The sequence below is a fragment of the Cloacibacterium normanense genome, from assembly GCF_003860565.1.
Classification (GTDB): Bacteria; Bacteroidota; Bacteroidia; order Flavobacteriales; family Weeksellaceae; genus Cloacibacterium; species Cloacibacterium normanense.
In genome coordinates this window covers 2,305,161-2,329,889 of the sequence record NZ_CP034157.1, presented here as the reverse complement: position 1 = coordinate 2,329,889, position 24,729 = coordinate 2,305,161, and the positions used below count along the sequence as shown (strand labels likewise).

Genomic DNA, 24,729 nt, shown 5'->3' with positions numbered 1-24,729 from the left:
CAATGAAAGAATTCTATCCTAAATTGGGAATAGGGTTCTTGTGTAGATTGTTTGGCAAAACAAGACATGCCTATTACGATGGGCTTTGGCGAAAAGAAAACAGTCTGATAAAAGAAGACATAATCCTTCAAGAAGTTCGTACTATTCGTCGGGATCTGCCACAAGTAGGGACCCGTAAACTACACTATATGCTTCAAAATCAACTAAAATCTCATGCCATCAGTTTTGGCAGAGACTATTTATTTGATTTATTGGCAGCGCATCAATTGTTGATTAGAAAACGGAAACGTAAAGTCATAACAACAGATTCAAGACATTGGATGCGAAAATACAGTAATCTCATCAAAGGAATGGTCATAAATCGGCCAGAACAAGTATGGGTAAGTGATATTACCTATATCCGATTAACCCATCAATGGGGCTATTTGAGTTTAATTACCGATGCCTATTCTCGAAAAATTATGGGCTACAGTTTTCGTCAAGACCTATCGGCAGAAGGATGTATTGATGCTTTGAAAATGGCACTTCATAATCGATTGTATCATCATCCTCTCATACATCATTCCGATAGAGGTTCGCAATACTGTTCCCAGAATTATGTAGATTTATTATTAAAAAATAATATTGCCATCAGTATGACAGAAAATGGTAATCCTTATGAAAACGCATTAGCAGAAAGAGTAAATGGCATTATAAAGAAAGAATTTAATCTTTATACAAGCGCATTAGGTTTTGAACAAACGAAGAGACAGGTGAATGCAAGCATTTTGTCATATAACCAACTCAGGCCTCATGCAAGTTGTGATTATTTAACCCCTCATCAAGCCCATCTAAAATCTGAACAATTAAAGAAAAGATGGAAAAAATACAATAAAAAATTTAATGATAAAAAAACAATGGTATAGTAAATTTAGGATTAAGAATTATATTTGTATAACTAAAATAGGATTTATTAAATAACCTGTATAGTTATTTTAGGACGACACATTTTCATAACTTGTGATGAGCACGAGGCAAGGAATAATCCTGCTAATGCCATAGTGAATGTATTGATTTTCATTTGTTGAGAATTTCCTCAAAAATAAATAAAAAAAACCGAAGAAGTTCTTCGGTTGGAGTGGAATTATTTTTTTTCGACTTTAAAGTTTTTAAAACCTTTATCGTTTTTGATGACCAAGTAGTAAATTCCTTTAGGATAAGAAGTTATGCTAATCTTGTCTGTATTAGGAATACTTTGCAAAACTTTTCCAGAGGAGTCCATTAAGGTTAAGTGATATTTTTCTGAGGTTTTGCTCTGTACATACACAAAATCACTACTTGGATTAGGGTAAATATTTACCGAAAGTTCTGGTTTCATAATGTCATCTGTGGCTAATCCTGAAGAGGTAGCCAACCAAATTACAGAATTAATTAAAAGAGGTCTATGATTTCCCGAAGCATCTGCAAAATAGCCATCATATAAATTGTCTCCAGTGTCTCCTGTTCCATCATCAGGAACGGAACTGTCTCCTAATGCACAAACTTTTCCAGCTCCGTAAGTTGCAGTAGCAAACATTACATTAGTGGTTCCTGTGGTTGAAGCTCCCGTTTTAAAAACCAAACCTTGAACAGAAGGATTAGCGGTTTTATTAAGCGTCATACTTGCGCCCGCAGAAAACTGCATAGCTCTAGGAGTTCCAGCGCTTCCATTTAAAATAGTATTAGAAGGAATATTTGCAAAATTAGTAGTGGTTTGTGAAAAAGTCACTACGTCAAAGGTAATTCCGAAAGGATTGGCAACTACAGAATTGGTAGAAACTAAATCATTCCAAATAGCTGGAGAATCCCAACCGTCACCATTTCTATCGCTATTGTCATGGTCGGCAATCATATAAAGTCCGCCTCCGTTTTTCACGAAATTAATAATAGCGTCTTTTTCTGCCATCGTAAATTGGCTATTTGGCTCGGTAACGATAAATACTTTGTAATTAGATAAATCTTGGTCGTTATTTGGATTTCCATAAGAAATTACACCTCCTGTTCTTGGGAGTGTTTCTACGTAGTATCCTTGTTTTACTAAATCAATTGCCCACGCACTTATTCCACCGTTCCAATAAGTTTCTGAGGTAGAAGCGGTAATTCCGCTTTGTGCGGGAGTAGGAATTCTTTGTGGATTAGATTCTCCACCAGATTTAGAATCTGCATCAATTACCCAATCTGCGTTTCCTGCCATTTCGGCTTTTGTGGCATCAAATAAAATTTTGGTTTGGGCATTGCTTGATAAAAATAAAATTAAGGTAAAAACGGATAATATTTTTTTCATAAATAAACTTGCTATAAAAAGGGAAGCGAAGTTACAGATTTTCAAGGCAATGACAAAGAATTTTTTTGATGAATAATAACATAAAAAACCTCAGCGAAAAGCTGAGGTTTTAAGATTTTATAACGCTTAAATTATGCGTTTGGTTCTACAGATACAAAAGATCTGTTGTTTGCTTTCTTAGTAAAAACTACTTTACCGTCTACTAATGCATGCAAAGTGTGGTCTTTACCCATTCCCACGTTTTCACCTGGGTGGTGTTGTGTACCTCTTTGTCTTACAATAATATTACCAGCAATAGCGCTTTGTCCACCGAAAATCTTCACACCTAATCTTTTAGAGTGAGATTCTCTACCGTTTTTGGAACTACCAACTCCTTTCTTGTGTGCCATTTTATTTTAAGGTTTTTTGGTTTTTAAAATTAATCTTCAGTGTCTTTTTTTGCAGTTTTTTTAGCAGCTGGTTTTTTAGCTGTTTTTTCTTCTGCTACTACTTCTTCAGTTGTTTCTTTTTTGGTAGCTTTTTTAGCTTTTGGAGCATCTGCACCACCAATTGATACAATTTGAATTTGAGTTAATTGTTGTCTGTGACCATTTTTCACTTTGTAACCTTTTCTTCTTTTCTTTTTGAAAACGATTACTTTATCTGCTTGTACATGGTCTAGGATTTCTGCTTGTACAGAAACACCCTCTACAGCTGGGGCACCTACAGTGATTGCTCCGTCAATAGTAAGAAGAACTTTTTCAAAAGAAACTTTATCTCCTTTTTCTCCTTTTAAACGGTTTACAAACAACTTTTGGTTTTGCTCAACTTTGTATTGAAGCCCTGCTATCTCTACGATTGCTAACATTGTTTATAATTTTTTTAGTTAATTCAGGGTGCAAAAGTAAGAAATATTTTTGAGTTATCCACAATAATGCTAAAATTTTTTATTTGAACTGAAAATCTGTACTTTTGAAATTACTTAATAAACTATATGAAACGAGACCTCTACATTGATTTTGCCAAAGGCTTGGCTACTCTTTCTATTATTTTTATTCATACCGCTTTTTGGAGTGGTCAACTTTATCTTCCTTCGGAAGTGAGAACGTTGAGTTTACTCATAGATGTTCCTGTGTTTTTTGCTTTAAGTGGCTTAACTTCTGGGAATAATGTAGAGAAAACCCTGTATAGATTGCTGAAACTTCAAGTGACGTATATGATTTTCGTGACGTTCTTGTTTTTCCTTGATGGATTTATGAAACTCGGTATCTTCAATATTTTTGGAGAAGAAGGAATGCAATCCTATTATACGGTTTTCGGAACTAAATATGGTGTACCTAATCTAGACTCAGCATTTAATTGGGATATGCTCGGGAATTGGTGGCTTCACAGTTATAGCAATTGTGATAGTTTTCCTGTAGTGATGGGAAGTTTTTGGTATCTTAAAGTCTATTACATCGTAACTGTTTTTGGAGTTTTAGCTTTGAAATTTTTCCCAAAACACATCAAATGGTTAATAGGAGTTTGTTTAGCGCTCACGATTTATTTCAATATTGATAATGATGTAATGAAAAACTTTGCACCATATTATCCGAGCGGACAAGTTGGTTATGTTGCTTTTTATCTTGCCATTTTCTTAATCGCCACTCAATTAAAAGGAAAAAGAATTAAAAATGTTTTTGTTCCTGTTTTGTATGGATTGGTAGCTTTGAGTTTGGTTTTGGTTTTCTGGTATTTCGGTAACGAAGTTTTCTATAAATTTAATAAGCAAAAATTTCCGCCAAAAATTCCTTACATCGTTTGGAGTTTACTTTCTTTGGTGACCATTTTTGTATTGTATAACCGATTGAAAATCACCAAAGACAATTTCATTAACTACATCGGGAAAAACGCCATTTTCTATTATTTTGCGCAAGGAATGAGCTCTTCAGTAGTGTATTTTTTAATTCCGCCTCTTAAAGACAGCATAAATATTTGGGTTTTGATGGTGATTGTATATGTTTTGAATGTGATTTTAGCCATCCTTTTCGCAGAAGTTTTGAAAAAAGTAGACGATTACGGCTGGAAAATTTTAGAATTTCTAAGAAAGAAAACTGCCGAGAATTAATGTAAATTTGCAAAAAATTAGAAATAAAATGTTCAAATTAAAATTACCTACAGATCCACGTTGGGCAAATATAGCAGAAGGAAATTTAGAAGAAATCCTTACAGATCACGCTTGGTGCGAACAAAAAGCTGCCACTAATGCGATTGGTTTAATCACTATGATTCCTGAACATACAGAAATTGTGACCGAACTTTTGGCAATAGCACAAGAAGAAATGGACCATTTCAATCAAGTTCACGAAATCATCAAAAAGAGAGGTTATATTTTAGGGAGAACCAGAAAAGACGATTATGTAAATCAACTTTTTAAATTCATTATTCAAGGAAGTAGAGAAGATTTAATTATAGACAAAATGCTTTTTGCAGCGATGATTGAAGCGAGAAGTTGTGAGCGTTTTAAAGTTTTGACAGAAAACATAAAAGACGAAGAACTCAAAGAATTCTACAAAGAGCTCATGATTTCTGAAGCCAATCATTACACTACTTTCATAGGTTTCGCAAGACAATTAGGAGACCCAGAAAAAGTAAACAAACGCTGGGAAGAATGGTTAGAATATGAAGGCGAAATCATAAAATCTTACGGAAATAAAGAAACCATTCATGGTTAAAAATAAAAAAGCTCATCAAATTTTGATGAGCTTTTTGGTAAAATTAAAGGGGGTTAATCTTTGTTGCCACTTCTTGATACAATCGCAATAATTGCAATAAGAGCTACTGCTCCTATAACCCAATAAAGCGGATTAGTGTACCATTCTTCTGTGGTGGTAGTAGTAGAAGTGGTTACTTCTACTGCTTTTTCTTGTGCAAATGCTAAAAAGCTTACCAAAAATGCAAATAAACTTGCACTCATTTTCTGTAAATTTTTCATAGGTCTTGTGATTTAATAGTTGTTAATATTTTGGTGTGGTAAAAGTAGAATGAAACATTAAAATTTAGTTTACATTTTTTATCAGAAAGTTTATGAAATTATTATCTTTACTGCGATATTTTTAAGAAAGTGAGAATTAAAAAGCCAAAACCCGAAGACTACTTAAATCTTTTCGTGAAATCTTTCTTGAAAGGACTGATTATCATTGGTCCTATCGCGGCGACTTTGTATCTCATTTTTTTGGTTTTTGACACCATTGATAACATTATTCCGTTTGAAAAATTCTTTCCTTTCCTCAATAGAACAGGAGTTGGTTTTTTGTCTTTGATTTTATTTATTTCTGGAGTAGGTTATTTCTTTAACAAATTTGTTTTTGGGAAAGTTGTTTTCGAGAGTTTAGACCATTTTTTAGAAAAAACACCAGGAGTAAAACATATTTACACACCTACTAAAGATGTAATGTCTTCATTTGTAGGAGATAAAAAGAAATTTAACACGCCAGTTTGGGTAAAAACCAATGAAAATCCAGAAATCTGGAGAATAGGATTTTTGACCCAAAAAGAAATGGGCGAAGTAGAAAAACACAATTTCGCGGCGGTGTATTTGCCTCATTCTTATGCTATTTCTGGTTGGGTAATTGTCACCGAAGAAAAAAACATAAAACCTGTAGTGGGAATGAACGCTGCCGAAGCCATGAAATTTGCAGTTTCTGGCGGAGTAGCAGGTTTCCACAGTGATAAAAACGTTTTCAAAGCACCGGAATGAGATTTAGGTAAAGACAAAGGTTTAGAAATTTAAAATTTTGTCAAAAAATGGTAGTGTAATTCACTCAACCTTAACCTTAATCTTAATCTAAAGTGAAACTTCCTTACGCAGAACCCTTCCGCATAAAAATGGTGGAAGAAATTTCGCAATCTACACGCGAACAAAGAGAAATTTGGCTTCAAGAAGCGCACTATAACTTATTTAATTTAAAATCCTCTCAGGTTTTTATCGATTTGCTTACCGATTCAGGAACGGGAGCAATGAGTGATAAACAATGGGGAGAACTTATGATGGGAGATGAATCTTATGCAGGTTCTCGCTCCTTCGAAAAACTCCAAAAACAAGTCGAAAAATTAACTGGATTTCAGTTTCTTTTACCTGTTCATCAAGGAAGAGCTGCAGAAAATGTGCTTTTTTCTACGATGATTAAAGAAAATGATATCATTCCCGGAAATTCTCATTTTGACACGACTAAAGGTCATATAGAATTCAGAAAAGCTCATGCAGTAGATTGTACGATTGATGAAGCTTTTGATATAGAAAATCTTCATCCTTTCAAAGGAAATTTAGATATTCAAAAATTAGAAAAAGTTTATCAGTCTTATCCAAAAAAACAAATTCCGTTTTGTTTAATTACCATTACTTGTAATACTTCTGGTGGACAACCTGTTTCTTTAGAAAATATAAAAGCGGTTAAAAATCTTTCGGATCAATACGGAATTCCAGTGATTTTTGACGCTGCGAGATTTGCCGAAAATGCTTATTTCATCAAACAAAGAGAAGAAAATTACAAAAATTGGAGCATCAAAGAAATCTGTAAAGAAATGTTTTCTTACGGAATCGGGATGACCATGAGTTCTAAAAAAGATGGTTTGGTAAATATTGGTGGTTTTATCGCTTTAAATGACGAGAAAATTTTCAGAAAAGCGTCTAATTTCACTATTATTTATGAAGGTTTTATCACTTACGGAGGAATGGCTGGAAGAGATATGGCTGCACTTGCACAAGGTTTAGACGAAGCAACCGAATTTCCTTACTTAGAAAGCAGAATTTCTCAAGTAGAACTTTTGGGAAATCTCTTGATAGAATACGGAATTCCTGTTCAGAAACCAATTGGCGGTCACGCTGTTTTCTTAGATGCGCTTAAATTTTTACCCAATATCAAAAGAGAAGAATTTCCTGCGCAAACATTGGCTTTAGAAATTTATAAAGAAGCGGGAATTAGAGGGGTGGAAATAGGAACTATTTTGGCAGATAGAGATCCAGAAACCAGAGAAAATCGTTATCCGAAGCTGGAATTGGTGAGATTGGCTTTGCCAAGAAGAACCTATACGGATAATCATATTCGCTATATCGCAGCAGCGCTTAAAAATGTTTTTGACCGAAGTGATGAAATTACAAAAGGTTACAAAATCACTTGGGAGTCAGAAATTTTAAGACATTTTACAGTAAAGTTAGAGCAAGCATAAAAAAATGCCGAGATTTTTCTCGGCATTTTTATTTTTTTATAAAGTTTTTTAGTTGTCGATATCAAAAGACACTCCAATATTTACTGCAAATTGATTGTTTAAATCGTCAAAAGCAATTTCAGATTTTTTGTATTTCGCGATTGGGAATTGCATTTCTGTATAGAGTCCAAAACCTTTATCAAAGAAATATCTTGCTCCAAGATGTCCACCGAAATTTTTAAGTCCAAGGTTTAATCCAGGATATACATCTACATTTGAAGGAAGTTTCAAAACGCTTCCAAGATTAGCATTTAATCTTACTTTTAAGTCAAATCTATCTCCGAATTTTGGAATTTCTCCACCAATTTCTTTTACGCCAAGAAGATATCCAGCTTGTGCACCAATTGAGAAACTCTCACCTAAACCATAATCTACAGAAGAAACAATACCTGTTCCTCCATCTTGTAAATTAGCACCTAAATTTACTTTTACATCACCTGCTCCTTTATAAGCAACCGTTTGAGCGCTTGCAAAACCTACGGCAAATATCATTGCGCTTGCAAAAATTTTTTTCATAATTATATTTTTATAACGTTATAAAACGGGCGCAAAGATAAAATTTATTTTAATTTGAAATCTACAGCCCTGAAAACATCTGCCGTATCTGTAACAAAATAAATGCCATTTTCTTTCTCTACCAACTTCGGTTTGAATCCGAAAATTGCGGTAGATTGAGCTATTACATTGATTTTATATTTTTTATCGGTTTTATTTTCTGGAGTAATTTCTTGTAAAATATTATTGAGCACAACAGATTTTGGTGCAATAGAATCATGACTTAGTTCAAATTCTACCCAATATCCTTTTTGGTCAGCATTAGAATAAGAAGAATAAGTGGCGTTTTTTACCTTTGGTAAAACGTTTGATTGACAAGAAATTGCGAAACTTGCCATAAAGATTGCTCCCAAAAATGATTTTATTATACTAATTTTCATAAATTTATCGTTAAGTTTATTACAAATCTATTCAAAAAAATGAAACTTAAATATCTATTTAACGCACTATTTTTAACATTAGTATTTATCTCTTGTTCTAGAGATGACAATAATGATTCTGGTTCTACCACTAAGCCTGATGAAATCAATAATTTTGTTTGGAAGGCCATGAATTCTTGGTATTATTGGCAACCGAATGTACCTAATTTGGCAGATGCTTTTGATGATAATCAAACCACGTACGCTAATTTTTTAAATGGAAAAACTCCAGACAAGCTTTTCTATTCTTTGCTTTATCAAAGAGGTACCATTGATAGATTTTCATGGATTGAAAACAATAATGAAGTAGTATATTCTTCTAAAATTGCCGAAGTTGAAAAAAGTGGAGGTTTTGATATAGGAATTTATCCGAAAGACAATACCAATACTACCGCAGTTGCTCTTGTAAATTATGTGGTTCCTAATTCTCCTGCAGCTTTGGCAGGTTTAAAACGTGGCGATGTAATCACTAAAGTAAATGGTTCTCCTTTGACGCTTAATAATTCTGACTTATTGTATAACAATCAAGTTACTGTTACTCTTGCTGCAACGGTACAATTAACGAGTGCAGGACTTATTACCACAGATAAAACTTCTTCTATTTCGATTACTCAAGCAGATATAGACGAAAATCCAATCGCTTATTATGAGAAAAAAGTGTACGGAACTAAAAATATTGGATATTTGGTATTTAATGCTTTCAAAGCAGATTATAATGATGAGTTAAATGCTGCTTTTGCTCAAATGAAAGCAGATGGAATCAATGAATTGGTTTTAGATTTAAGATATAACGGAGGTGGTTCTCTGGAAACGGCAGTTGCTTTGGCAGGAATGATTAACGACAGTTATAGCGGAAGTCCGTATGTTTTTTTAGATTTTAATAATAAACATAATAGTGAAGACGGCTTTGATTATCTGAGCAATCAAATGAATACTTACAGTTTAGTGAATAACAGACCCGAAAAATCTGGAACACAAACCATTAATAGTCTTAATCTGACTAAAGTTTATGTTTTGGTAAATTTCCAAACTGCTTCGGCAAGTGAACTTACGGTTCAGTGTCTTAAAAAATATGTAAATGTGGTAACGATTGGTTATGATACAGTAGGGAAATTTGTAGGTTCTATCACTTTGTATGATTCTCCAGCTCAAGATTACACTTCGTATACTAATAGAAATACGAAGCATAACTGGCAATTACAACCGATTACTTTTTCTTATTACAACAAAGATAAAGATGTGAATCCAGAATTTATTGCTCCGAATTATGAAATAAATCCTTATTCTATTTTCAATAATTTAACTGCTTTTGGCGATGTAAGAGACCCGTTTTTGAAAAAGGCTTTAGAGCTTATTACAGGTCAGTCTTTCAGAATGGGTAATACTTCTACTAGCAGTTTTGAAAATAAAAATCTGCAAAAATTCAATCCTACGAATGCTGCAAAAGGACTTTATATTCAAGATTTTCAGAATTTTAGATAGAGCTTTTGAGTAAAAAATAATTTGATTATACAGAATCGCTAAAATTTTTAGCGATTTTTTTTGTGAAAAGTTTGTGTGTTTGAAAATTTATTCTACATTTGTAGAGTAAATTTTATTTTTGTATAAATGAATAAGTTAACCGAAGCCGAAAAAGAATTAATGGAAATACTTTGGGACAAAGAAAAAGCTTTTATGAAAGATATTATAGAAGCTTTCCCAGAACCAAAACCTGCGACAACTACCATTGCAACTTTGCTCAAAAGGATGCAAAATAAAAATTTGATAGATTATAAAACTTTTGGCAACTCTAGAGAATATTTTCCTTTGGTAGAAAAAGGAAATTATTTTGCCAATGAAATGCAAGGTATGATTGGTAAATTTTTCAATAATTCTGTAACGCAATTTGCGTCGTTCTTTACAGCTAATTCTAAATTAAGCGAAAAAGAACTGATTGAAATAAAGAAAATTATAGAAGCAGAAATTCAGAAAAAGAAAGACTAATGGAAACTTATATTTATATAATGATTGCACTTTCTGCAATTTTCATTTTACTGTATTTTGTTTTTTTAGAAAAAGAAAAAAATCATCATTTCAAAAGGTTTTATCTTTTAAGCAGTGCTTTGTTTTCTATATTAGTTCCCTTAATATCAATTAATTACGGAACTATTGAAGTGGTAGGGAATATTAATCAAAATAATTCTGAACTCCTAATTTTACCAGAAACCAAATTGGTAGAAACCACCGTTTTTACCCTAGAAAGCCTAGTTTTGGGAATTTATATTTTAGGATTTTCACTTCTGTTTCTAAAATTTTCTTGGGGAATTTTTAAACTTATAAAAGAAATTAAATTTTCAGAAAAAATAAAACAAGACCATTATCAATTCATTTTAAAGCAAAATAAATTTACACCTTACAGTTTTTGGAACTCTATTTTTCTTAATAAAAGTGATTTTTTAGAAGGGCAAATAGATTATAAAATTATTCTTCACGAGAAAGCTCATGTGAATCAAAAACACAGCATTGATGTAATTTTTATAGAAATTATGCTTTGCGTATTTTGGTTCAATCCTGCATTCTTTTTTTATAGAAAAGCAATTGTTACCAATCATGAATTTCTGGCAGATGAAGCGGTTTTAAGCCAAAATAAAGATATAATTAGTTACCAAAAGCTCATACTGAACGAACTTATTTCAGAGAAAATATTATTTACACATCCATTTAATTTACACAACACTAAAAAAAGAATCGTTATGATGACCAATAAATTAACTAAAATAGCCAAAATGAAGTCTTACTTGACTTTACCAATATCAGCATTATTATTTTTTGCTTTTGTAGAAAAAGTGCCTGCTAAAATTGAAAATACAGTAAACAAGTCTCTTCAAAAAATTGTTAAAAAAGAAGAGACACAATTTTCAGGAACTCAAGTTTCAAATATTGAAAAAAGCGCATTTAAAAATGAAATGATCTCAATAAAAAAAGATACCATTAAACCTAAAAAGCAAAAGGTAGAAAAAGTTAAGGAAGAAAATACAGAAATGATTCCACCTCCACCTCCTGTAAAAGAAATTTCTTCACAAACAGAACCAGAATTTCCTGGAGGACTTGCAGCATTAAGAAATAAATTAGCTGAAAATTTTGATGTGAGTAAAATGAAAAATTCTAAAGGAACATTAAAAGGTGTCCTTATAATAATTGTTTCTGAAGATGGGAAAAGTTATAATGCTAATTATCAATTTGATGATGAAAATTTCAAAACAGCAGCCAAAGATGCTCTAGAAAAAACCTTAAAAGGAGTCGAGTGGAAGCCAGGTACGCTAAATGGAAAGCCAGTCGCATCTCAATTTAAAATGCCAATAACCATGAATTTTAATTAAATCATTGAAGAGCAGAAATTTCTGCTCTTTTTTTTGTCTTTATTCTTTTATCTTTGTTCTTTATTTTAAAATATGAATTTCAAACTCCATTCAGAATTTGCGCCAACTGGTGATCAACCTACAGCTATAGAAAAACTCTCAGAAGGTTTACAAAACGGAGAGAAATATCAGACTTTGCTAGGTGTTACTGGTTCTGGTAAGACTTTTACCATTGCAAATGTGGTAGAAAAAGTTCAAAAACCGACTTTAGTTTTAGCGCATAATAAAACTTTGGCGGCTCAACTTTTTATGGAATTCAAGGAGTTTTTCCCAGATAATGCAGTAGAATATTTCGTTTCTTATTACGATTATTATCAGCCAGAAGCTTACATTGCTTCGTCTGGAACGTATATAGAAAAAGATTTGTCTATCAATGAAGAAGTAGAAAAACTAAGACTTTCGGCTACGGCAAGTTTACTTTCCGGAAGAAGAGACGTTTTAATTGTGGCTTCAGTTTCATGTATTTACGGTATCGGAAATCCTACAGAGTTTAATAAATCTTTGATTGAGCTAGAAGTTAATTCTAAAATTTCTAGAACGGCTTTTCTTCATAAGTTGGTAAATGCATTGTACTCTAGGAGTGTAAACGAATTTGCGAGAGGTGCATTTCGAGTAAAAGGAGATGTGATAGATGTATATCCAGCTTATGCTGATAACGGAATTAGAGTACAATTTTTCGGAGATGAAATTGAAAAAATTCAAAGTTTTGATGTTATTTCTGGAAACGTAACTTCTAGTTTTGACCGAATTAATATTTATCCTGCCAATTTATTTGTGACCTCTAAAGAAACTTTAAACGGAGCGATTAGAGAAATTCAAGATGATTTGGTGAAACAAGTTGACTTTTTTAATTCTATTGAAAAACCAATTGAAGCCAAGCGTTTACAAGAACGTACTGAATTAGATTTAGAAATGATAAAAGAACTCGGTTATTGCTCTGGAATTGAGAATTATTCTCGTTATATGGACGGAAGAATGCCTGGTTCTAGACCTTTCTGTTTACTCGATTATTTTCCGAAAGATTATTTGATGGTGATTGATGAATCTCACGTTACCATTCCGCAAGTTCATGCAATGTATGGTGGTGATAGAAGTAGAAAAGAAGCTTTGGTAGAATACGGTTTCAGACTTCCTGCTGCGATGGATAACAGACCGCTGAAATTTCCAGAATTTGAGGAAATGCAAAATCAAGTGATTTACGTTTCGGCGACTCCAGCTGATTACGAATTAGAAAAATCTGGCGGAATTTACACAGAACAAATTATCAGACCAACTGGACTTCTTGACCCAATTATCGAAGTAAGACCTACCATGAATCAAATCGATGATTTAATTGAAGAAATTCAAAAAAGGGTAGAAGAAGACGAACGTGTTTTGGTGACGACTTTAACCAAAAAAATGGCAGAAGAATTGACCAAATATTTTACCAGATTTGGTATTAGAACTCGTTATATTCACTCAGATGTAGAAACTTTGGAGCGTATTCAAATTATGCAAGATCTAAGAACGGGATTATTTGATGTTTTGGTGGGTGTAAATCTTTTGAGAGAAGGTTTAGATTTACCAGAAGTTTCGCTGGTAGCAATTCTTGACGCAGATAAAGAAGGAATGTTGCGTTCTCGTCGTTCTTTGGTTCAAACCATTGGTAGAGCTGCGAGAAACGTGAACGGAAAAGCAATTATGTACGCAGATAAAATCACCAATTCTATGCAAAAAGCGATTGATGAAACCAATTATCGTCGCGAAAAACAAACGCAGTACAATTTAGAACACAATAAAGTTCCTACTCCGCTCAATAAGAAAATTTCTGAAAATTTAGTGGGAAGAAGCAAAGATTTCCCAGATTCTCAATACACGCAGAAAGAAATCATGCGTCAAGTTGCGGAAGAACGCGAAACTTACGGAAGCGTAGATGTAGAAAAACTCATCGCCGAAAAACAAAAAGCAATGGAAGCCGCTGCGAAAAATCTAGATTTCATCACCGCTGCAAAATTGAGAGATGAGATTGTAGCATTGAAAGGCTAGGTTATAAATCCCAAATCTATAATACAATTTTCAGGGTTTTTAGGATCATAAATTAGTGTGGTTTTTTTATGAAAATCGAAAAGTATTTCCACGCTTTTCATGCTCATTGGTAATTTTATATCATGTAGATAATTTCCCCCATCAACTGTATAGACTAATTTAACAAAAGAAATGTAATCCGTTTCTTGCCTTTTTTCTTTAATATCAACAAAACCATTTTCAACAAATTTATCAAAAGTTGCTGATTCATTAAATTCTGTGATTTTTTTATCCTCTGTAATGCTTATCACAGATGTTGTTAAATCAATTTCAATTTTTTTACCATTTTTTAGAAGATAATCAACATTGTTGCTATGTTTAACGGTTCTGAATGAATTATAAATGAATTTAATTAAATATAAAATTCCAAATACAATAGAAAGAAATATAAAAACGTATGCAATCTCTTTTCTTAAAAAAGTACTGCTTAAAAAAAATAATAATTTCATGTCCTAAAACTTATAAACCCTTTTCTTAGGTTTTTCATAATTCACTTCGCCACGAATTGGAGTGAGTAAATCCATTAAACCATTGATTTTTATTTCATAAATGGTAGAAAGTTGCATGCCGAGTTTTCCTTTTGGCATTCCTTGTCGGTGAAACCATTCTAAGTAAGAAATAGGCAAATCTGCTAAAACAATTCCAGCATGTTTTCCGAAAGGCATTTTTACCTCGCAGATTTCTTTTAGTATTTCGGGATTGATTCCTTGCATTTTTTTAAATTTCAATGTCAATTTTTGGCTGAAGTGGCGTTTCACTTTCGGGAAGAACAATGTCGTTCGGAGAATCTTCTGTTTCTTCAGAAAATTCGTCTCCATAAATTTGCATCAACAGAATAGTGATAGAAACTAAAATTGGTCCGAAAATTAAACCTAAAAATCCAAAAATCTTTAACCCTAAAATAATTCCAAAAACAGTATTAAGAGGATGGATGTTTTCTAATTTTTTCAAAAAAGTAAACCTAAAAATATTGTCTACCAATCCTACAATAATAAATCCGAAGCCTAGAACACCTAATCCACCAAAAGTGTCGCCACTTGCGAGCATAAATAAACCAACCGGAACATAAATGATAGCAGCTCCGACAATTGGAATCATACTGCCAATAAAAGTAAGGATAAACAATAATAAAGGACTTGGTGCACCGAAAATAAAATAACCAATTACCGCAATAATCGCTTGCCCAAGAGCAACTACGGGAATTCCTACTGCATTGGCAATAACCATTTTTCTGAATTTTTCTCCAATTTTTTGGTCATTCGCTTTCTTTAGAGGAGAAATTGAAGTAAGAATTCTTTCGAATAATCTTCCTTTGGTAAGCATAAAGTACAAGATAAAAAACATGCCCACAATTACACTAATCATATTCACTGTAGTATTCAGAATAGCAGTGGAAGCTTGTGTTGCAAATCCTGTGATTTTTTCTAAATTTCCGTTACTTAAAATTTCAAACCCTGTTTTGGCACGAATATAAGTTTCTATTTTTTCAAAAAATTGAGTAATACTCTCTGTATAAGCTTTAGCATCACTTATTTTATTGACTAAAACTTCAATGGTGAAATACGTGGGAATCACAATGATGACCAGACAAATTAAAATAATGACCAATGCTGCAACCCAAGGTTTCCAGCCTTTTTCTTCGACGAGTTTAAAATTCCAACTTCTAGAAATAATATATAACGTGATGGCTCCCAACAAGGAAGGCAAAAAATCACTGAGATTGTATAATATTATCGCTGAAAGAATGATAATAACCGCCAACATCAAAACTTGACGGATTTTGTTATTGCTGATTTGGTCTGGGTGCATCTGTTTTGTTTTAATGCGAATTTAATAAAAAAAGCAACAGTAAAATCTGTTGCTTTCTGTAAATTGTTTATAAAATTTTAAGATTTTACTTCGTAAGGTGCTCCGCAAATCGCCGAATAGATAGAATATCTTGCGGTAAAGAAAAACGGAAAGGTAAATAGAACTCCAACTAAGCAAAATAAAAATCCTGCACAAGCAATAATTCCTGCTAAAAGCCACAATACTAATACCGTGATAAAATTAGCATGAACCAAAGAAAATGATTTTCTAATGCCTTCTATTGCTGAGGTATTTTCAAAAAATACAATCGGTAATCCTATAAAAAAAGCAAAAGAAAGATACATGCCAATCAGCATATTGATTTCTAAGCCAGCTTGAATAAGCACTGTAGTAATGAATCCGTAAATAATGATTTGTGCGGTATTTTGTCTGAAACCAATGAATAAATCACCGAATTCTACCTCTTTCTTAGCGCTGAACTGATAAGAAATGTAAATAATTCCTACCACTAATGGAGCCAATAACGCCGAAGTAATACTTTTAGAAATCACTTCAGAAATCATTACGGCAGTAGTTCTGGCCGCTTCTAAACTGTTTTGTAATTCTGTAATAGCATTAAGGTCATACTTTTTGTCTTCTACAAAATCATTCATGACTCTCATGACTTCATTTTGATAATCTCCACCGCCTGGAATCAAGAAAGACAACAGACCATTAAAGATGAAATACGCTAAAAGGTAAATGACTACAAAGACTAATGCATATAAAAAAGTTCCCGTAAAATTTTCGAATGCATGAGAAAGAATACTTCCTATTTCCTTTTTGGGTGTAATAGGTTGGTTTACTTCGGTAAAATTTTCCATAATTTTTTCAATTGAGTTCTACCAAAATTAGTTATTTTTTCTCAAAGTTTCGTTACATTTTATACAAATTTAATGCTGAAGAATTTTTTGAACAGCGTATAAATAATAGCATTCCAAAAAGGATAAGTGAATAAAAATCCTACAAAAAATAAGATAAATCCGCTATAACTGAATAAAAATGCGATGATAGCACATGGTAAAACAATTTTCCAATTTGCCCAAGCTACTTTTGCGCTGATATTGATGGCTTCTAGCATTCTCATAGGGGTGAAATACAATAACGGACCTACAAAAACAGTAAGAAACACCCATAAAACACCTGGGATGAAAAAGAATGACATCCCGAAACTGAAAATTACATTCCAGAAAATTGCATAACCCCAAAGTTTGAAGAAGTTACTTCCTTTATATCCATCTAAAACTTCTGACAGGTTAGGTTTTTTGCCTTCATCAATTAAAGTATAAACTCTGAAAAGACCAATGAATAAAGGAAAAAGTGATGCTTTTAATAATGACAAAACAATTTGGAAATAACTTCCGTTCTCCGTAGCGAGAAGTTCTCTTATTTTTAAATTAAATTTTATCGGATCTTGTAAAAGCTCTGGCGTGAAAATATATAATTTATCTCCAAAATAATACTGCACTAACTGAAATCCTGAAATAAAAATTATCCCAAAATATAAAACGGTCACCACAAACTGAAACGAAAGCGTAGCTTTCCAATATTTAAAAGACTGATTGATTACTTCGTCTAAAGTAATTTTTGCCTTTGGTAAATTTTCTTGATTCATGCTGCAAAAGTAATGTTTTTAATGCTAATTTACTAAACCGTAAGATAGTGATTTGTTTTATAAATCACAGTAGGATTTTGCGATGTGAAACTCTCATCTAAATTTGTAAATTTACGCGATGTTAAAAATCAACGAACAGAAATTTTTAGAAATGGACGAGCTTTCTCTGCAGAAAGTTCCTTTCTTTTTTGTGATTGATTTTTTAATGGAAAATGTGCTCATTTTCAGTCAAGAAGATTTAGAAGCGCAAAAAATATTGGTTGATTTTCCAAATTTTAAAAATGTTCAACCATTTACGTTTGAAACGAAAGGAGTAACTTGGAAATCTTTCCCTCAATCCAAAGAAGATTACCAAAAAGGTTTTGAAATCGTGCAAAATCATTTGAAATTGGGAGATTCTTATTTAATCAATTACACTTGCGAAACGCTCATAGAAACTAATCTTTCTTTAGAAGAAATTTTTTATCAATCTGAAGCAAAATATAAAGTTTTACTCCCAGAGAATTTTACTTTTTTTTCACCAGAAACTTTTGTAGAAATTAAAAATCAAGAGATTTTTACGCATCCTATGAAAGGAACTATCGAAGCGTCTGTTCCAAATGCGATAGATGAACTAAAAAATTCGGTGAAGGAAAAAGCAGAACATTACACGGTAGTAGATTTGCTCAGAAATGACTTGAGCATGGTTGCAGATTGGGTAAAATTAGATGAATTCCAAAGAATAGATTTCTTAAAAACCCGAAACAAAAATCTCTATGCGATGAGTTCTGAAATTTCAGGAAAAGTAAAACCAGAGTTTCAAAATAAAATAGGAAGATTAATGAAAACTTTGCTTCCTGCAGGAAGTATTTTGGGCGCTCCAAAACCCAAAACCTTAGAAATTATCTTAGAAGCGGAAACTTATGAAAGAGGCTTTTATACAGGAGTTTGCGGTTATTTTGATGGAGAAAATTTAGATTCTTGTGTGATGATTCGGTTTATTCAACAAAACGGTGAAAATTTAACATTCCGAAGTGGCGGTGGAATTACACATTTGAGTAAATTAGCAGATGAATACCAAGAAATGAAAAACAAAATTTATGTCCCGATTCATTGAAAGCATTAAAATAGAAGACCAAAAAGCCTTTTTGCTAGACTTACATCAAAAACGAGTGAACCAAACTTTTGCTCATTTTGGCAAAGAAGGTTCTATAGATTTGGCTAAAATTTTTAAAAATTTAGAGCATGATGAAGATGGTTTGTACAAACTGCGCATCGTGTATGATTTAGATAAAAAATTCACTACACAACTCATTCCTTATGCGATTCCAGAAATTGAAAATTTTCAGTTGGTGGAAAATAATTCTTACGATTATTCTTTTAAGTTCGAGGATAGAAAGGAATTTGAACGCATGAAAACCAAAGCCAAAACAGAAGAAATCATTGTGGTGAAAAACAATCACATTACGGATACTTCTTATACCAATATTCTATTCTTGAAAGGCAAAGAATGGTTTACGCCGACTACTTATCTGTTAAACGGTGTGATGCGCCAATATTTGCTTCACGAAAAGAAAATAAAAGAAACCGAAATTACGCTTCAAAATATTAAGGATTTTTCTCATTTTCAGTTAATTAATGCCATGAATGATTTCGATGATATGTTTATTTATCCTATCGAGAGAATTGTAAATTTACCAGAAAGTTCTGATTATTTGGGAGTTTAGTTACTGGAAAATAATAAGCATAAACTTTGTCATTGACTTCGTCGAATCTTCGATTTCCGTAGGAATCTAAACTAATATGAATAAATTTAAAAAATACCTTTTTCCTATTTTAACTATCTTAGTTTTACTGATAGATTTATTTTCAATGTTCAATTTTTATAAATCATATGAATATTCATTGACGCTTAAGAATATTGATTTATTGAAAAAGAGTATTTGGGTGAATTTTAATTTTTTAATGACAGTTTTGATTATAAACGTTTTTTATCTTCTTTTAAGATTAATTTTTTATAAAAGAGATTAATAATAAATTTAGATTTCATCTGCAGTCAAAGATTAGAAAATGTAAATTATAAACTTTGAGAGTAAACTTAATAAAGCAATTTTTCAGATAGCGTTCCTACGGAACGCCTTTTTTTATGACGAAATATTACTACACATATTGGGTTCCTACGGAACCTTTTATAGTAAACTTTATTCCGTGGGAATTTCATGTGTGTAGAATTAGAAGTAATCTAAAAACATCATTCCGTAGGAGCACAATGTTTTTATACGTTTTTTGTTGTTATAAAATCTTTGTTTTTTTGAAAATCAAAGATTAGAGAATGATAAACTGAGCGTAAAATTTTAAATTGTCACAAAATCTGCTCAATCAGCAAAATCTGCGAGAAAAATTTTTAAAAAATATCTACTTCAAAAACTTAAAGTATTCTTTCAAAACTTCTGCGTTTTGAATGTCAGCCGTGTTGATTTCTAAAATTTTGGGTTTAGCTTCTGGCTTGAAGAAATTGTCTAAAACTCTTAACAGCGTATCTTCGTCTTCCACTTTAAAATATCCAAAACCGAAATGTTTGGCTAGATTTTCGCAGTTTTTCTGATGTTTGGTCGCGATAAATTCGTCTATTGCATTAGAAGTGGTAGGTCCAGGAATAATTCTAAAAATATTTCCTTCACCGTTATTCATCACGATAATTCTAGTGTACGGCGGAATGTAATTGTTCCAAAGTCCATTAATGTCATAGAAAAATCCAAGTTCGCCAGAAATCAAAATTGTAGGATTTTCGTTCATCATCGCAAAACCCATCGCAGTAGAAGTAGAGCCGTCTATTCCGCTGGTTCCACGGTTGCAATAAATGTTGTGATTTTGTGAATATGGGAACAATTCTGCATAGCGAATCGCCGAAGAATTAGAAATATGAATGTTATAGTTACTCGGAATTTTTTGTTCTAAAATCTGGAAAATTTTAAAATCCGAAAAATCTATTGTCTTACAATATTCATCGTGTTTTGCGTCTTTTTTATCACGAAGAATATCCCAAAGATTAAAATAAGCTGATGGTTCTAATTTGGCAAATTTCAACAATTGACTAAAGAAAATCTCTGGTTTTGTTTTGATTTCTTGAGTTAATGCAAAATAAGTGTTGGGTTGCCAAAATTCATCAATATGCCAATGATTTTGAGGTTTTGCTTTTCTCAAAAATTCTTTCACTTTTTTAGAAACTACGTTTTGACCAATCGTGATGAGTAAATCTGGAGCGTAGGTTCTAAAATCTTCTTCGGTGAAATTAAAAACATATCGGTCAATATGATTGAAAAACTTGTCGTGATAGAGGTTAGAATTCGCTTCTGTAAGCACAACCACCGAATGATTTTTCACGAATTGCGACAATAAACTTAGGAGTTCAGGATTTTTGTCTAGCGTTCCTGCTAAAATCAAAATTCTTTTAGCCACGTTAAATTCAGAAACTAGAGTAGAAGAAATCTCGAAATCTCTTTTCTGAATGGTTTTCTCAATGCTAGGGAAAACTGGCAATTCCGTAGCGTATTGGTATAAAGGTTCTGTAAGCGGAATATTGATATGAACTGGACCTTGTTTCTCGAAACACAATTCTATCGCTGTTTTTACGATTTTTAAGTTCTCTTCTTCTGCATTTTCTTTGTCGTCTTCCAAAAGTTGAAAATCTCCGTAGGAATGCTGTTGAAACAAGTCTTTTTGACGAATGGTTTGTCCGTCAAATAAATCTACAAAATCTGTAGGTCTGTCTGCGGTAAGTACCAAAAGCGGAACGTTTTGATAAAACGCTTCTACTACAGCTGGATAATAATTGGTAGCAGCAGAACCAGAGGTACAAGAAATCGCAACGGGTTGCTTAAGAGATTTTGCCATTCCCATCGCTACAAAAGCAGCGCTTCTTTCATCTATGATGCTGAAACATTCAAAAGAATCTAGCTCTGAAAAATGAATAGCAAGTGGAGCATTTCTGCTTCCTGGTGAAATCACCATTTTGTCTATTCCATATTGCTGAAGAACGTGTCCTAAAATCTGAATACTGCGTTTTGATGAGAATTGTTTCATAAATACAAAGGTATGAGATTTTTTGGAGTTTTTTAAATTTCAGAATAAGTTCGGGAGATGATATTTGATATATCTCATTTTAATTTCATCAAATTCTAGAAAGGAATATGATTTTTAAAAACTATATAGAGTTTGCCGAAAAGTATGCCTTTTTTAACCAAAAAGACCACTTACTTGAGAAATTCTAGTGGAATAACTTTTATAAAATATTGAGAATGAAATAAAAACAAAAAACCACCACATTACTGTGATGGTTTTGGCGCCTTTTGCTGGGCTCGAACCAGCGACCCTCTGATTAACAGTCAGATGCTCTAACCGACTGAGCTAAAAAGGCTACTCTTGTTGTTTTGAGTGGTGCAAATATAATACGTTTTTTCTATTTGCGCAAAATATTTTTTGAAAAAATTTACATTATTTTAAAAATGGTGAAATGATAAATTTGTAAATATCTGATCCAAAGATTAATAGCATTAATCCCATTAAAAAGATTACTCCAATCATTTGTGCATTTTCTAAAACTTTTTGCGGAACTGGCTTGCCTGTGATGAGTTCCCAAGTCGTAAATAAGGCATGACCTCCATCTAATCCTGGAATTGGTAACAAGTTAAGGAACGCTAACCAAGCAGAAAACATAGCCGTAAAACTCCAAAATGCAACCCAGTCGATTTCTTTAGGCATCATTTTCACAATTGCAATTGGTCCGCCAACATTTTTGTAACCTTTGATTTTTTTGTTGAACATTAATTTAAACTGCTTAATCTGCATGGTAAGAGATTCTACAGTTCTCTCAAAACCTCTGCCAATTGCTGGTAAAAAGCTGTATTCTTGATTGGTTACTGTATTGTTGAAAGCAGCTTCAGCTTCTTTAAAATCTGGTCTGAAACCTATTTTTCCTTCTTTGTTTGTATTGAAAGTAAATCTTTTTAATTCATTATTTCGAAAAACGTCTACAGTAATCGGTTGGTTTTTCTTTCCAGCTAGTCCATCAGAAAATTCATCAAAAAATCTAATCGTTTTACCATTAAGAGCTACAATTTTATCTCCTTTTTGTAATCCAGTTTTTTTTGCAGGCCCTTCTGTTAAAGAATCTACTACTGGTGCAAATCTATTGGTGATGTATAATTTAGCCGTTTTTGAGCCTAAAATATGAGCAATTCCGTCTTCTTTTGGTGCGAAAGAAACTTCTTTACCGTTTCTAAGTACCGTGATTTCATTGGCAAGAAGCATATTAATCATAGAATTTTCCATTCTTACGGCAGGTTTTCCATCGATTTTTAAGATTTTGTCGCCGTTCATCAATCCCATTTTTGCACCTTCTTCAGAAACTGCAATTCCATTCTCGAATTTTGCTAAATCATGGTATTTTTCGCCAGTAAATAAATTAAGACAGGTATATATTCCCCAAGCTAAAAGAACATTTACAAAAATACCACCCAACATAATGATGAGTCTTTGCCAAGCTGGTTTACTTCGGAATTCCCACGGTTGAGCTGGTTGTTTCAGTTGTTCTGTATCCATACTTTCGTCTACCATTCCAGCAATTTTTACATAACCACCAAAAGGAATCCAGCCAATTCCGTATTCTGTTTCTCCTATTTTTTTCTTGGCTAGAGAAAACCAAGGATCAAAGAAAAGGTAAAATTTTTCTACTCTACATTTAAACCATTTTGCTGGTAAATAATGTCCCAATTCATGTAATGTTACCAGAATAGATATACTTAATACAAACTGAAATATCTGTGTTGCTAATTCCATTAAATTTTAATTTTTTTTAAAGTTATGCAAATGTAATAATTCTGCTCCACTAAAACGAAACCAAACAAAAAAAGACGCCAAAAAGCGTCTTTTCCATTAAATATTGTTGATTTTTTTATTAGAAGTTAAATGATAAACCTATGCTACCATTGTTACCAGCTTCTATAAATGCACCTACATTATTGTTGAAGAAATATCTTACACCTAAGTGTGCACCTAATCCGAATGTATTTCCTAATAAACCTACGTCTAAACCAGGATATAAATCCCATTTGCTCGGCATGTTAAGTGCATCTTGAAGGTGGAAATTAACTCTACCAAAAACAAAAACGTTATTGTCTTCATTATTGTCTCTGTACCCGTCGAAATAGAAATTTGCTCCTGCTCCTAAAGAAACTACATTAGAAACTCCATAATCGTACGTTGCTGTAACACCAGTTCCGTTTCCGTAACCGTTAAAACCTACTTGTAATTTTTGGTCGCCTTTACCTTGCCATGCTTGTGCAAATGCTAATTGTCCTGCGAACAACATTGTGCATGCTAATACTAATTTTTTCATAAGAATATTTATTTTTAAGTTTTATTTGAATTTCTGTTTTTCTAACGACAAATTTATACTAATGTTGCCTAACCAAGAGACTTTTGTGGTAATTTTGTAAAACATTTTAAAAATTCTGAAACCTAAGCATTATGAAAATCATCGGTTTAAGTCAAAATATTATTTGGAAAGAAAAACATGAAAATTTTCTTTTGATAGAAGAAAAATTCAAGGATTTAGAAGCAGATTTGTTTTTACTTCCTGAGATGTTTACTACAGGTTTCTATATGAAAGCTCAGGAAGTAGCAGATGAAGAAGAACTTGCATTGTCTTGGATGAAGAATTTTGCCAAAACTAAAAATGCTGCAATTGGAGGAAGCGTTTCTGTAAAGGATAATGGCAAATTCTATAACCGATTTTATTTTGTAAAACCAGACGGAACTTACCATCAATATGACAAAAGGCATCTTTTTTCTTACACTGGCGAAGATAAAGTATACACTGCAGGAACAGAAAGAGCAGTGGTGGAATATCTGGGATTCAGATTTTTATTACAGGTTTGTTTTGATGCGAGATTTCCAGTTTTTGCTAGAAACAGAAAAGATTATGATGTCATTCTAAATGTCGCAAATTGGCCAGAAGCCAGAGTATTGGCTTGGGAAACATTAAATAGAGCAAGGGCAATCGAAAATCAAGCCTATGTTTTTGCTTTAAATAGAACTGGCGAAGACGGGAATAACTTGAAATATCAAGAAAGTAGTCATTGTTTTTTTGCAGATGGAACAGATGTTTCTATTAAAAATGGAGATTTAATCTTTGCAGAATTAGATTTGCAAAAATTAGAAGCTTTCAGAAAAGAGTTTCCTTTTTTGAACGATGCAGATGATTTTAAAATAGTAGAATTATAGAATAACAGATGTTTTTTTCTCTTTAACTGTACCATTCTA

26 protein-coding genes and 1 tRNA gene are annotated in these 24,729 nt (G+C 32.5%); 12 read left to right on the top strand and 15 right to left on the bottom strand.

Annotation, left to right across the window (positions count from 1 at the left end; all coding sequences use genetic code 11):
- Positions 1 to 2: 2 nt before the first annotated feature.
- On the top strand, positions 3 to 905 hold the full coding sequence (locus EB819_RS10675) for an IS3 family transposase (RefSeq protein ID WP_069798746.1): 903 nt from the start codon (positions 3 to 5) through the stop codon (positions 903 to 905).
- Positions 906 to 1,123: 218 nt separating this feature from the next.
- On the opposite strand, the gene EB819_RS10670 is transcribed toward EB819_RS10675, so the two are convergent.
- The 3 genes from EB819_RS10670 to rplU all read right to left on the bottom strand — a co-directional run bounded on the left by EB819_RS10670 (position 1,124) and on the right by rplU (position 3,149).
- The gene (locus EB819_RS10670) at positions 1,124 to 2,302 is read right to left on the bottom strand and encodes a T9SS type A sorting domain-containing protein (RefSeq protein ID WP_069800490.1); all 1,179 of its coding nucleotides are present in this window, start codon (positions 2,300 to 2,302) and stop codon (positions 1,124 to 1,126) included.
- Between the two features lie 131 nt (positions 2,303 to 2,433).
- Positions 2,434 to 2,691 (bottom strand): 50S ribosomal protein L27, encoded by a 258-nt coding sequence (rpmA, locus tag EB819_RS10665; protein WP_069800488.1) that lies wholly within the window; start codon positions 2,689 to 2,691, stop codon positions 2,434 to 2,436.
- A 29-nt stretch (positions 2,692 to 2,720) separates the two neighbouring features.
- Complete coding sequence (rplU, locus tag EB819_RS10660) at positions 2,721 to 3,149, bottom strand: 50S ribosomal protein L21 (protein WP_069800486.1); 429 nt, start codon at positions 3,147 to 3,149, stop codon at positions 2,721 to 2,723.
- Between the two features lie 126 nt (positions 3,150 to 3,275).
- On the opposite strand from rplU, the gene EB819_RS10655 reads away from it, so the two are divergent.
- Positions 3,276 to 4,388, top strand: a complete 1,113-nt coding sequence (locus tag EB819_RS10655) for an acyltransferase family protein (protein WP_069800484.1) — start codon at positions 3,276 to 3,278, stop codon at positions 4,386 to 4,388.
- A 28-nt stretch (positions 4,389 to 4,416) separates the two neighbouring features.
- Positions 4,417 to 4,995, top strand: coding sequence for a MiaE family protein (miaE, locus tag EB819_RS10650; RefSeq protein ID WP_069800481.1), 579 nt, complete (start codon positions 4,417 to 4,419; stop codon positions 4,993 to 4,995).
- Between the two features lie 53 nt (positions 4,996 to 5,048).
- On the opposite strand, the gene EB819_RS10645 is transcribed toward miaE, so the two are convergent.
- Entirely contained in the window at positions 5,049 to 5,255 is a 207-nt protein-coding gene (locus tag EB819_RS10645; protein WP_124878758.1) for a hypothetical protein, read from the bottom strand.
- Positions 5,256 to 5,390: 135 nt separating this feature from the next.
- Here EB819_RS10645 and EB819_RS10640 point away from each other — a divergent pair, with 135 nt between their 5' ends.
- A complete protein-coding gene (locus EB819_RS10640) occupies positions 5,391 to 6,020 on the top strand; it encodes a DUF502 domain-containing protein (RefSeq protein ID WP_069800513.1) in 630 nt (209 codons plus the stop codon).
- A gap of 92 nt (positions 6,021 to 6,112) precedes the next feature.
- The gene (locus tag EB819_RS10635; protein ID WP_069800477.1) at positions 6,113 to 7,489 is read left to right on the top strand and encodes a tryptophanase TnaA; all 1,377 of its coding nucleotides are present in this window, start codon (positions 6,113 to 6,115) and stop codon (positions 7,487 to 7,489) included.
- Between the two features lie 48 nt (positions 7,490 to 7,537).
- Here the strand turns inward: EB819_RS10635 and EB819_RS10630 are convergent, their stop codons facing one another.
- Positions 7,538 to 8,044: a DUF6646 family protein gene (locus EB819_RS10630; protein ID WP_069800475.1), complete on the bottom strand. Its 507-nt coding sequence runs from the start codon at positions 8,042 to 8,044 to the stop codon at positions 7,538 to 7,540.
- Between the two features lie 44 nt (positions 8,045 to 8,088).
- Positions 8,089 to 8,463, bottom strand: coding sequence for a hypothetical protein (locus tag EB819_RS10625; RefSeq protein WP_069800473.1), 375 nt, complete (start codon positions 8,461 to 8,463; stop codon positions 8,089 to 8,091).
- 39 nt (positions 8,464 to 8,502) lie between these two features.
- Between EB819_RS10625 and EB819_RS10620 the strand changes: the two genes are divergently transcribed.
- From EB819_RS10620 to uvrB, 4 genes are all read left to right on the top strand, one after another.
- Positions 8,503 to 9,984 carry a S41 family peptidase gene (locus tag EB819_RS10620; RefSeq protein ID WP_069800471.1) on the top strand — a complete coding sequence of 494 codons (1,482 nt, stop codon included), beginning with the start codon at positions 8,503 to 8,505 and terminating at the stop codon, positions 9,982 to 9,984.
- A gap of 126 nt (positions 9,985 to 10,110) precedes the next feature.
- A complete protein-coding gene (locus EB819_RS10615) occupies positions 10,111 to 10,485 on the top strand; it encodes a BlaI/MecI/CopY family transcriptional regulator (protein ID WP_069800469.1) in 375 nt (124 codons plus the stop codon).
- Positions 10,485 to 11,861, top strand: coding sequence for a M56 family metallopeptidase (locus EB819_RS10610; protein WP_069800468.1), 1,377 nt, complete (start codon positions 10,485 to 10,487; stop codon positions 11,859 to 11,861). The genes EB819_RS10615 and EB819_RS10610 overlap by 1 nt, the downstream gene beginning before the upstream one ends.
- A gap of 72 nt (positions 11,862 to 11,933) precedes the next feature.
- Positions 11,934 to 13,925, top strand: a complete 1,992-nt coding sequence (uvrB, locus tag EB819_RS10605; protein WP_069800465.1) for an excinuclease ABC subunit UvrB — start codon at positions 11,934 to 11,936, stop codon at positions 13,923 to 13,925.
- On the opposite strand, the gene EB819_RS10600 is transcribed toward uvrB, so the two are convergent.
- The 5 genes from EB819_RS10600 to EB819_RS10580 all read right to left on the bottom strand — a co-directional run bounded on the left by EB819_RS10600 (position 13,922) and on the right by EB819_RS10580 (position 17,427).
- Positions 13,922 to 14,413 (bottom strand): hypothetical protein, encoded by a 492-nt coding sequence (locus tag EB819_RS10600; protein ID WP_069800463.1) that lies wholly within the window; start codon positions 14,411 to 14,413, stop codon positions 13,922 to 13,924. The genes uvrB and EB819_RS10600 overlap by 4 nt on opposite strands.
- A 3-nt stretch (positions 14,414 to 14,416) precedes the next feature.
- A complete protein-coding gene (locus EB819_RS10595; RefSeq protein WP_069800511.1) occupies positions 14,417 to 14,668 on the bottom strand; it encodes a DUF3820 family protein in 252 nt (83 codons plus the stop codon).
- Positions 14,669 to 14,681: 13 nt separating this feature from the next.
- Positions 14,682 to 15,773, bottom strand: a complete 1,092-nt coding sequence (locus tag EB819_RS10590; protein ID WP_124878756.1) for an AI-2E family transporter — start codon at positions 15,771 to 15,773, stop codon at positions 14,682 to 14,684.
- Between the two features lie 77 nt (positions 15,774 to 15,850).
- The gene (locus EB819_RS10585; RefSeq protein WP_069800459.1) at positions 15,851 to 16,636 is read right to left on the bottom strand and encodes a DUF2189 domain-containing protein; all 786 of its coding nucleotides are present in this window, start codon (positions 16,634 to 16,636) and stop codon (positions 15,851 to 15,853) included.
- A 59-nt stretch (positions 16,637 to 16,695) separates the two neighbouring features.
- Entirely contained in the window at positions 16,696 to 17,427 is a 732-nt protein-coding gene (locus EB819_RS10580) for a YciC family protein (protein WP_069800457.1), read from the bottom strand.
- Positions 17,428 to 17,545: 118 nt separating this feature from the next.
- On the opposite strand from EB819_RS10580, the gene EB819_RS10575 reads away from it, so the two are divergent.
- Together EB819_RS10575 and EB819_RS10570 are read left to right on the top strand one after the other, a co-directional pair.
- Positions 17,546 to 18,523, top strand: coding sequence for an aminodeoxychorismate synthase component I (locus tag EB819_RS10575; protein WP_069800455.1), 978 nt, complete (start codon positions 17,546 to 17,548; stop codon positions 18,521 to 18,523).
- Positions 18,507 to 19,133: an aminotransferase class IV gene (locus EB819_RS10570; protein ID WP_069800453.1), complete on the top strand. Its 627-nt coding sequence runs from the start codon at positions 18,507 to 18,509 to the stop codon at positions 19,131 to 19,133. Before EB819_RS10575 ends, EB819_RS10570 begins: the two co-directional genes overlap by 17 nt.
- A gap of 688 nt (positions 19,134 to 19,821) precedes the next feature.
- On the opposite strand, the gene menD is transcribed toward EB819_RS10570, so the two are convergent.
- From menD to EB819_RS10550, 4 genes are all read right to left on the bottom strand, one after another.
- The gene (menD, locus tag EB819_RS10565) at positions 19,822 to 21,489 is read right to left on the bottom strand and encodes a 2-succinyl-5-enolpyruvyl-6-hydroxy-3-cyclohexene-1-carboxylic-acid synthase (RefSeq protein WP_069800450.1); all 1,668 of its coding nucleotides are present in this window, start codon (positions 21,487 to 21,489) and stop codon (positions 19,822 to 19,824) included.
- Positions 21,490 to 21,746: 257 nt separating this feature from the next.
- Positions 21,747 to 21,823 (bottom strand) — tRNA-Asn (locus tag EB819_RS10560).
- A 77-nt stretch (positions 21,824 to 21,900) separates the two neighbouring features.
- On the bottom strand, positions 21,901 to 23,244 hold the full coding sequence (gene rseP, locus EB819_RS10555; protein ID WP_069800449.1) for an RIP metalloprotease RseP: 1,344 nt from the start codon (positions 23,242 to 23,244) through the stop codon (positions 21,901 to 21,903).
- A 118-nt stretch (positions 23,245 to 23,362) separates the two neighbouring features.
- The gene (locus EB819_RS10550) at positions 23,363 to 23,803 is read right to left on the bottom strand and encodes a DUF6646 family protein (protein WP_069800447.1); all 441 of its coding nucleotides are present in this window, start codon (positions 23,801 to 23,803) and stop codon (positions 23,363 to 23,365) included.
- 131 nt (positions 23,804 to 23,934) lie between these two features.
- Between EB819_RS10550 and EB819_RS10545 the strand changes: the two genes are divergently transcribed.
- Complete coding sequence (locus EB819_RS10545) at positions 23,935 to 24,690, top strand: nitrilase-related carbon-nitrogen hydrolase (protein WP_069800445.1); 756 nt, start codon at positions 23,935 to 23,937, stop codon at positions 24,688 to 24,690.
- The last annotated feature ends 39 nt before the right edge of the window (positions 24,691 to 24,729 follow it).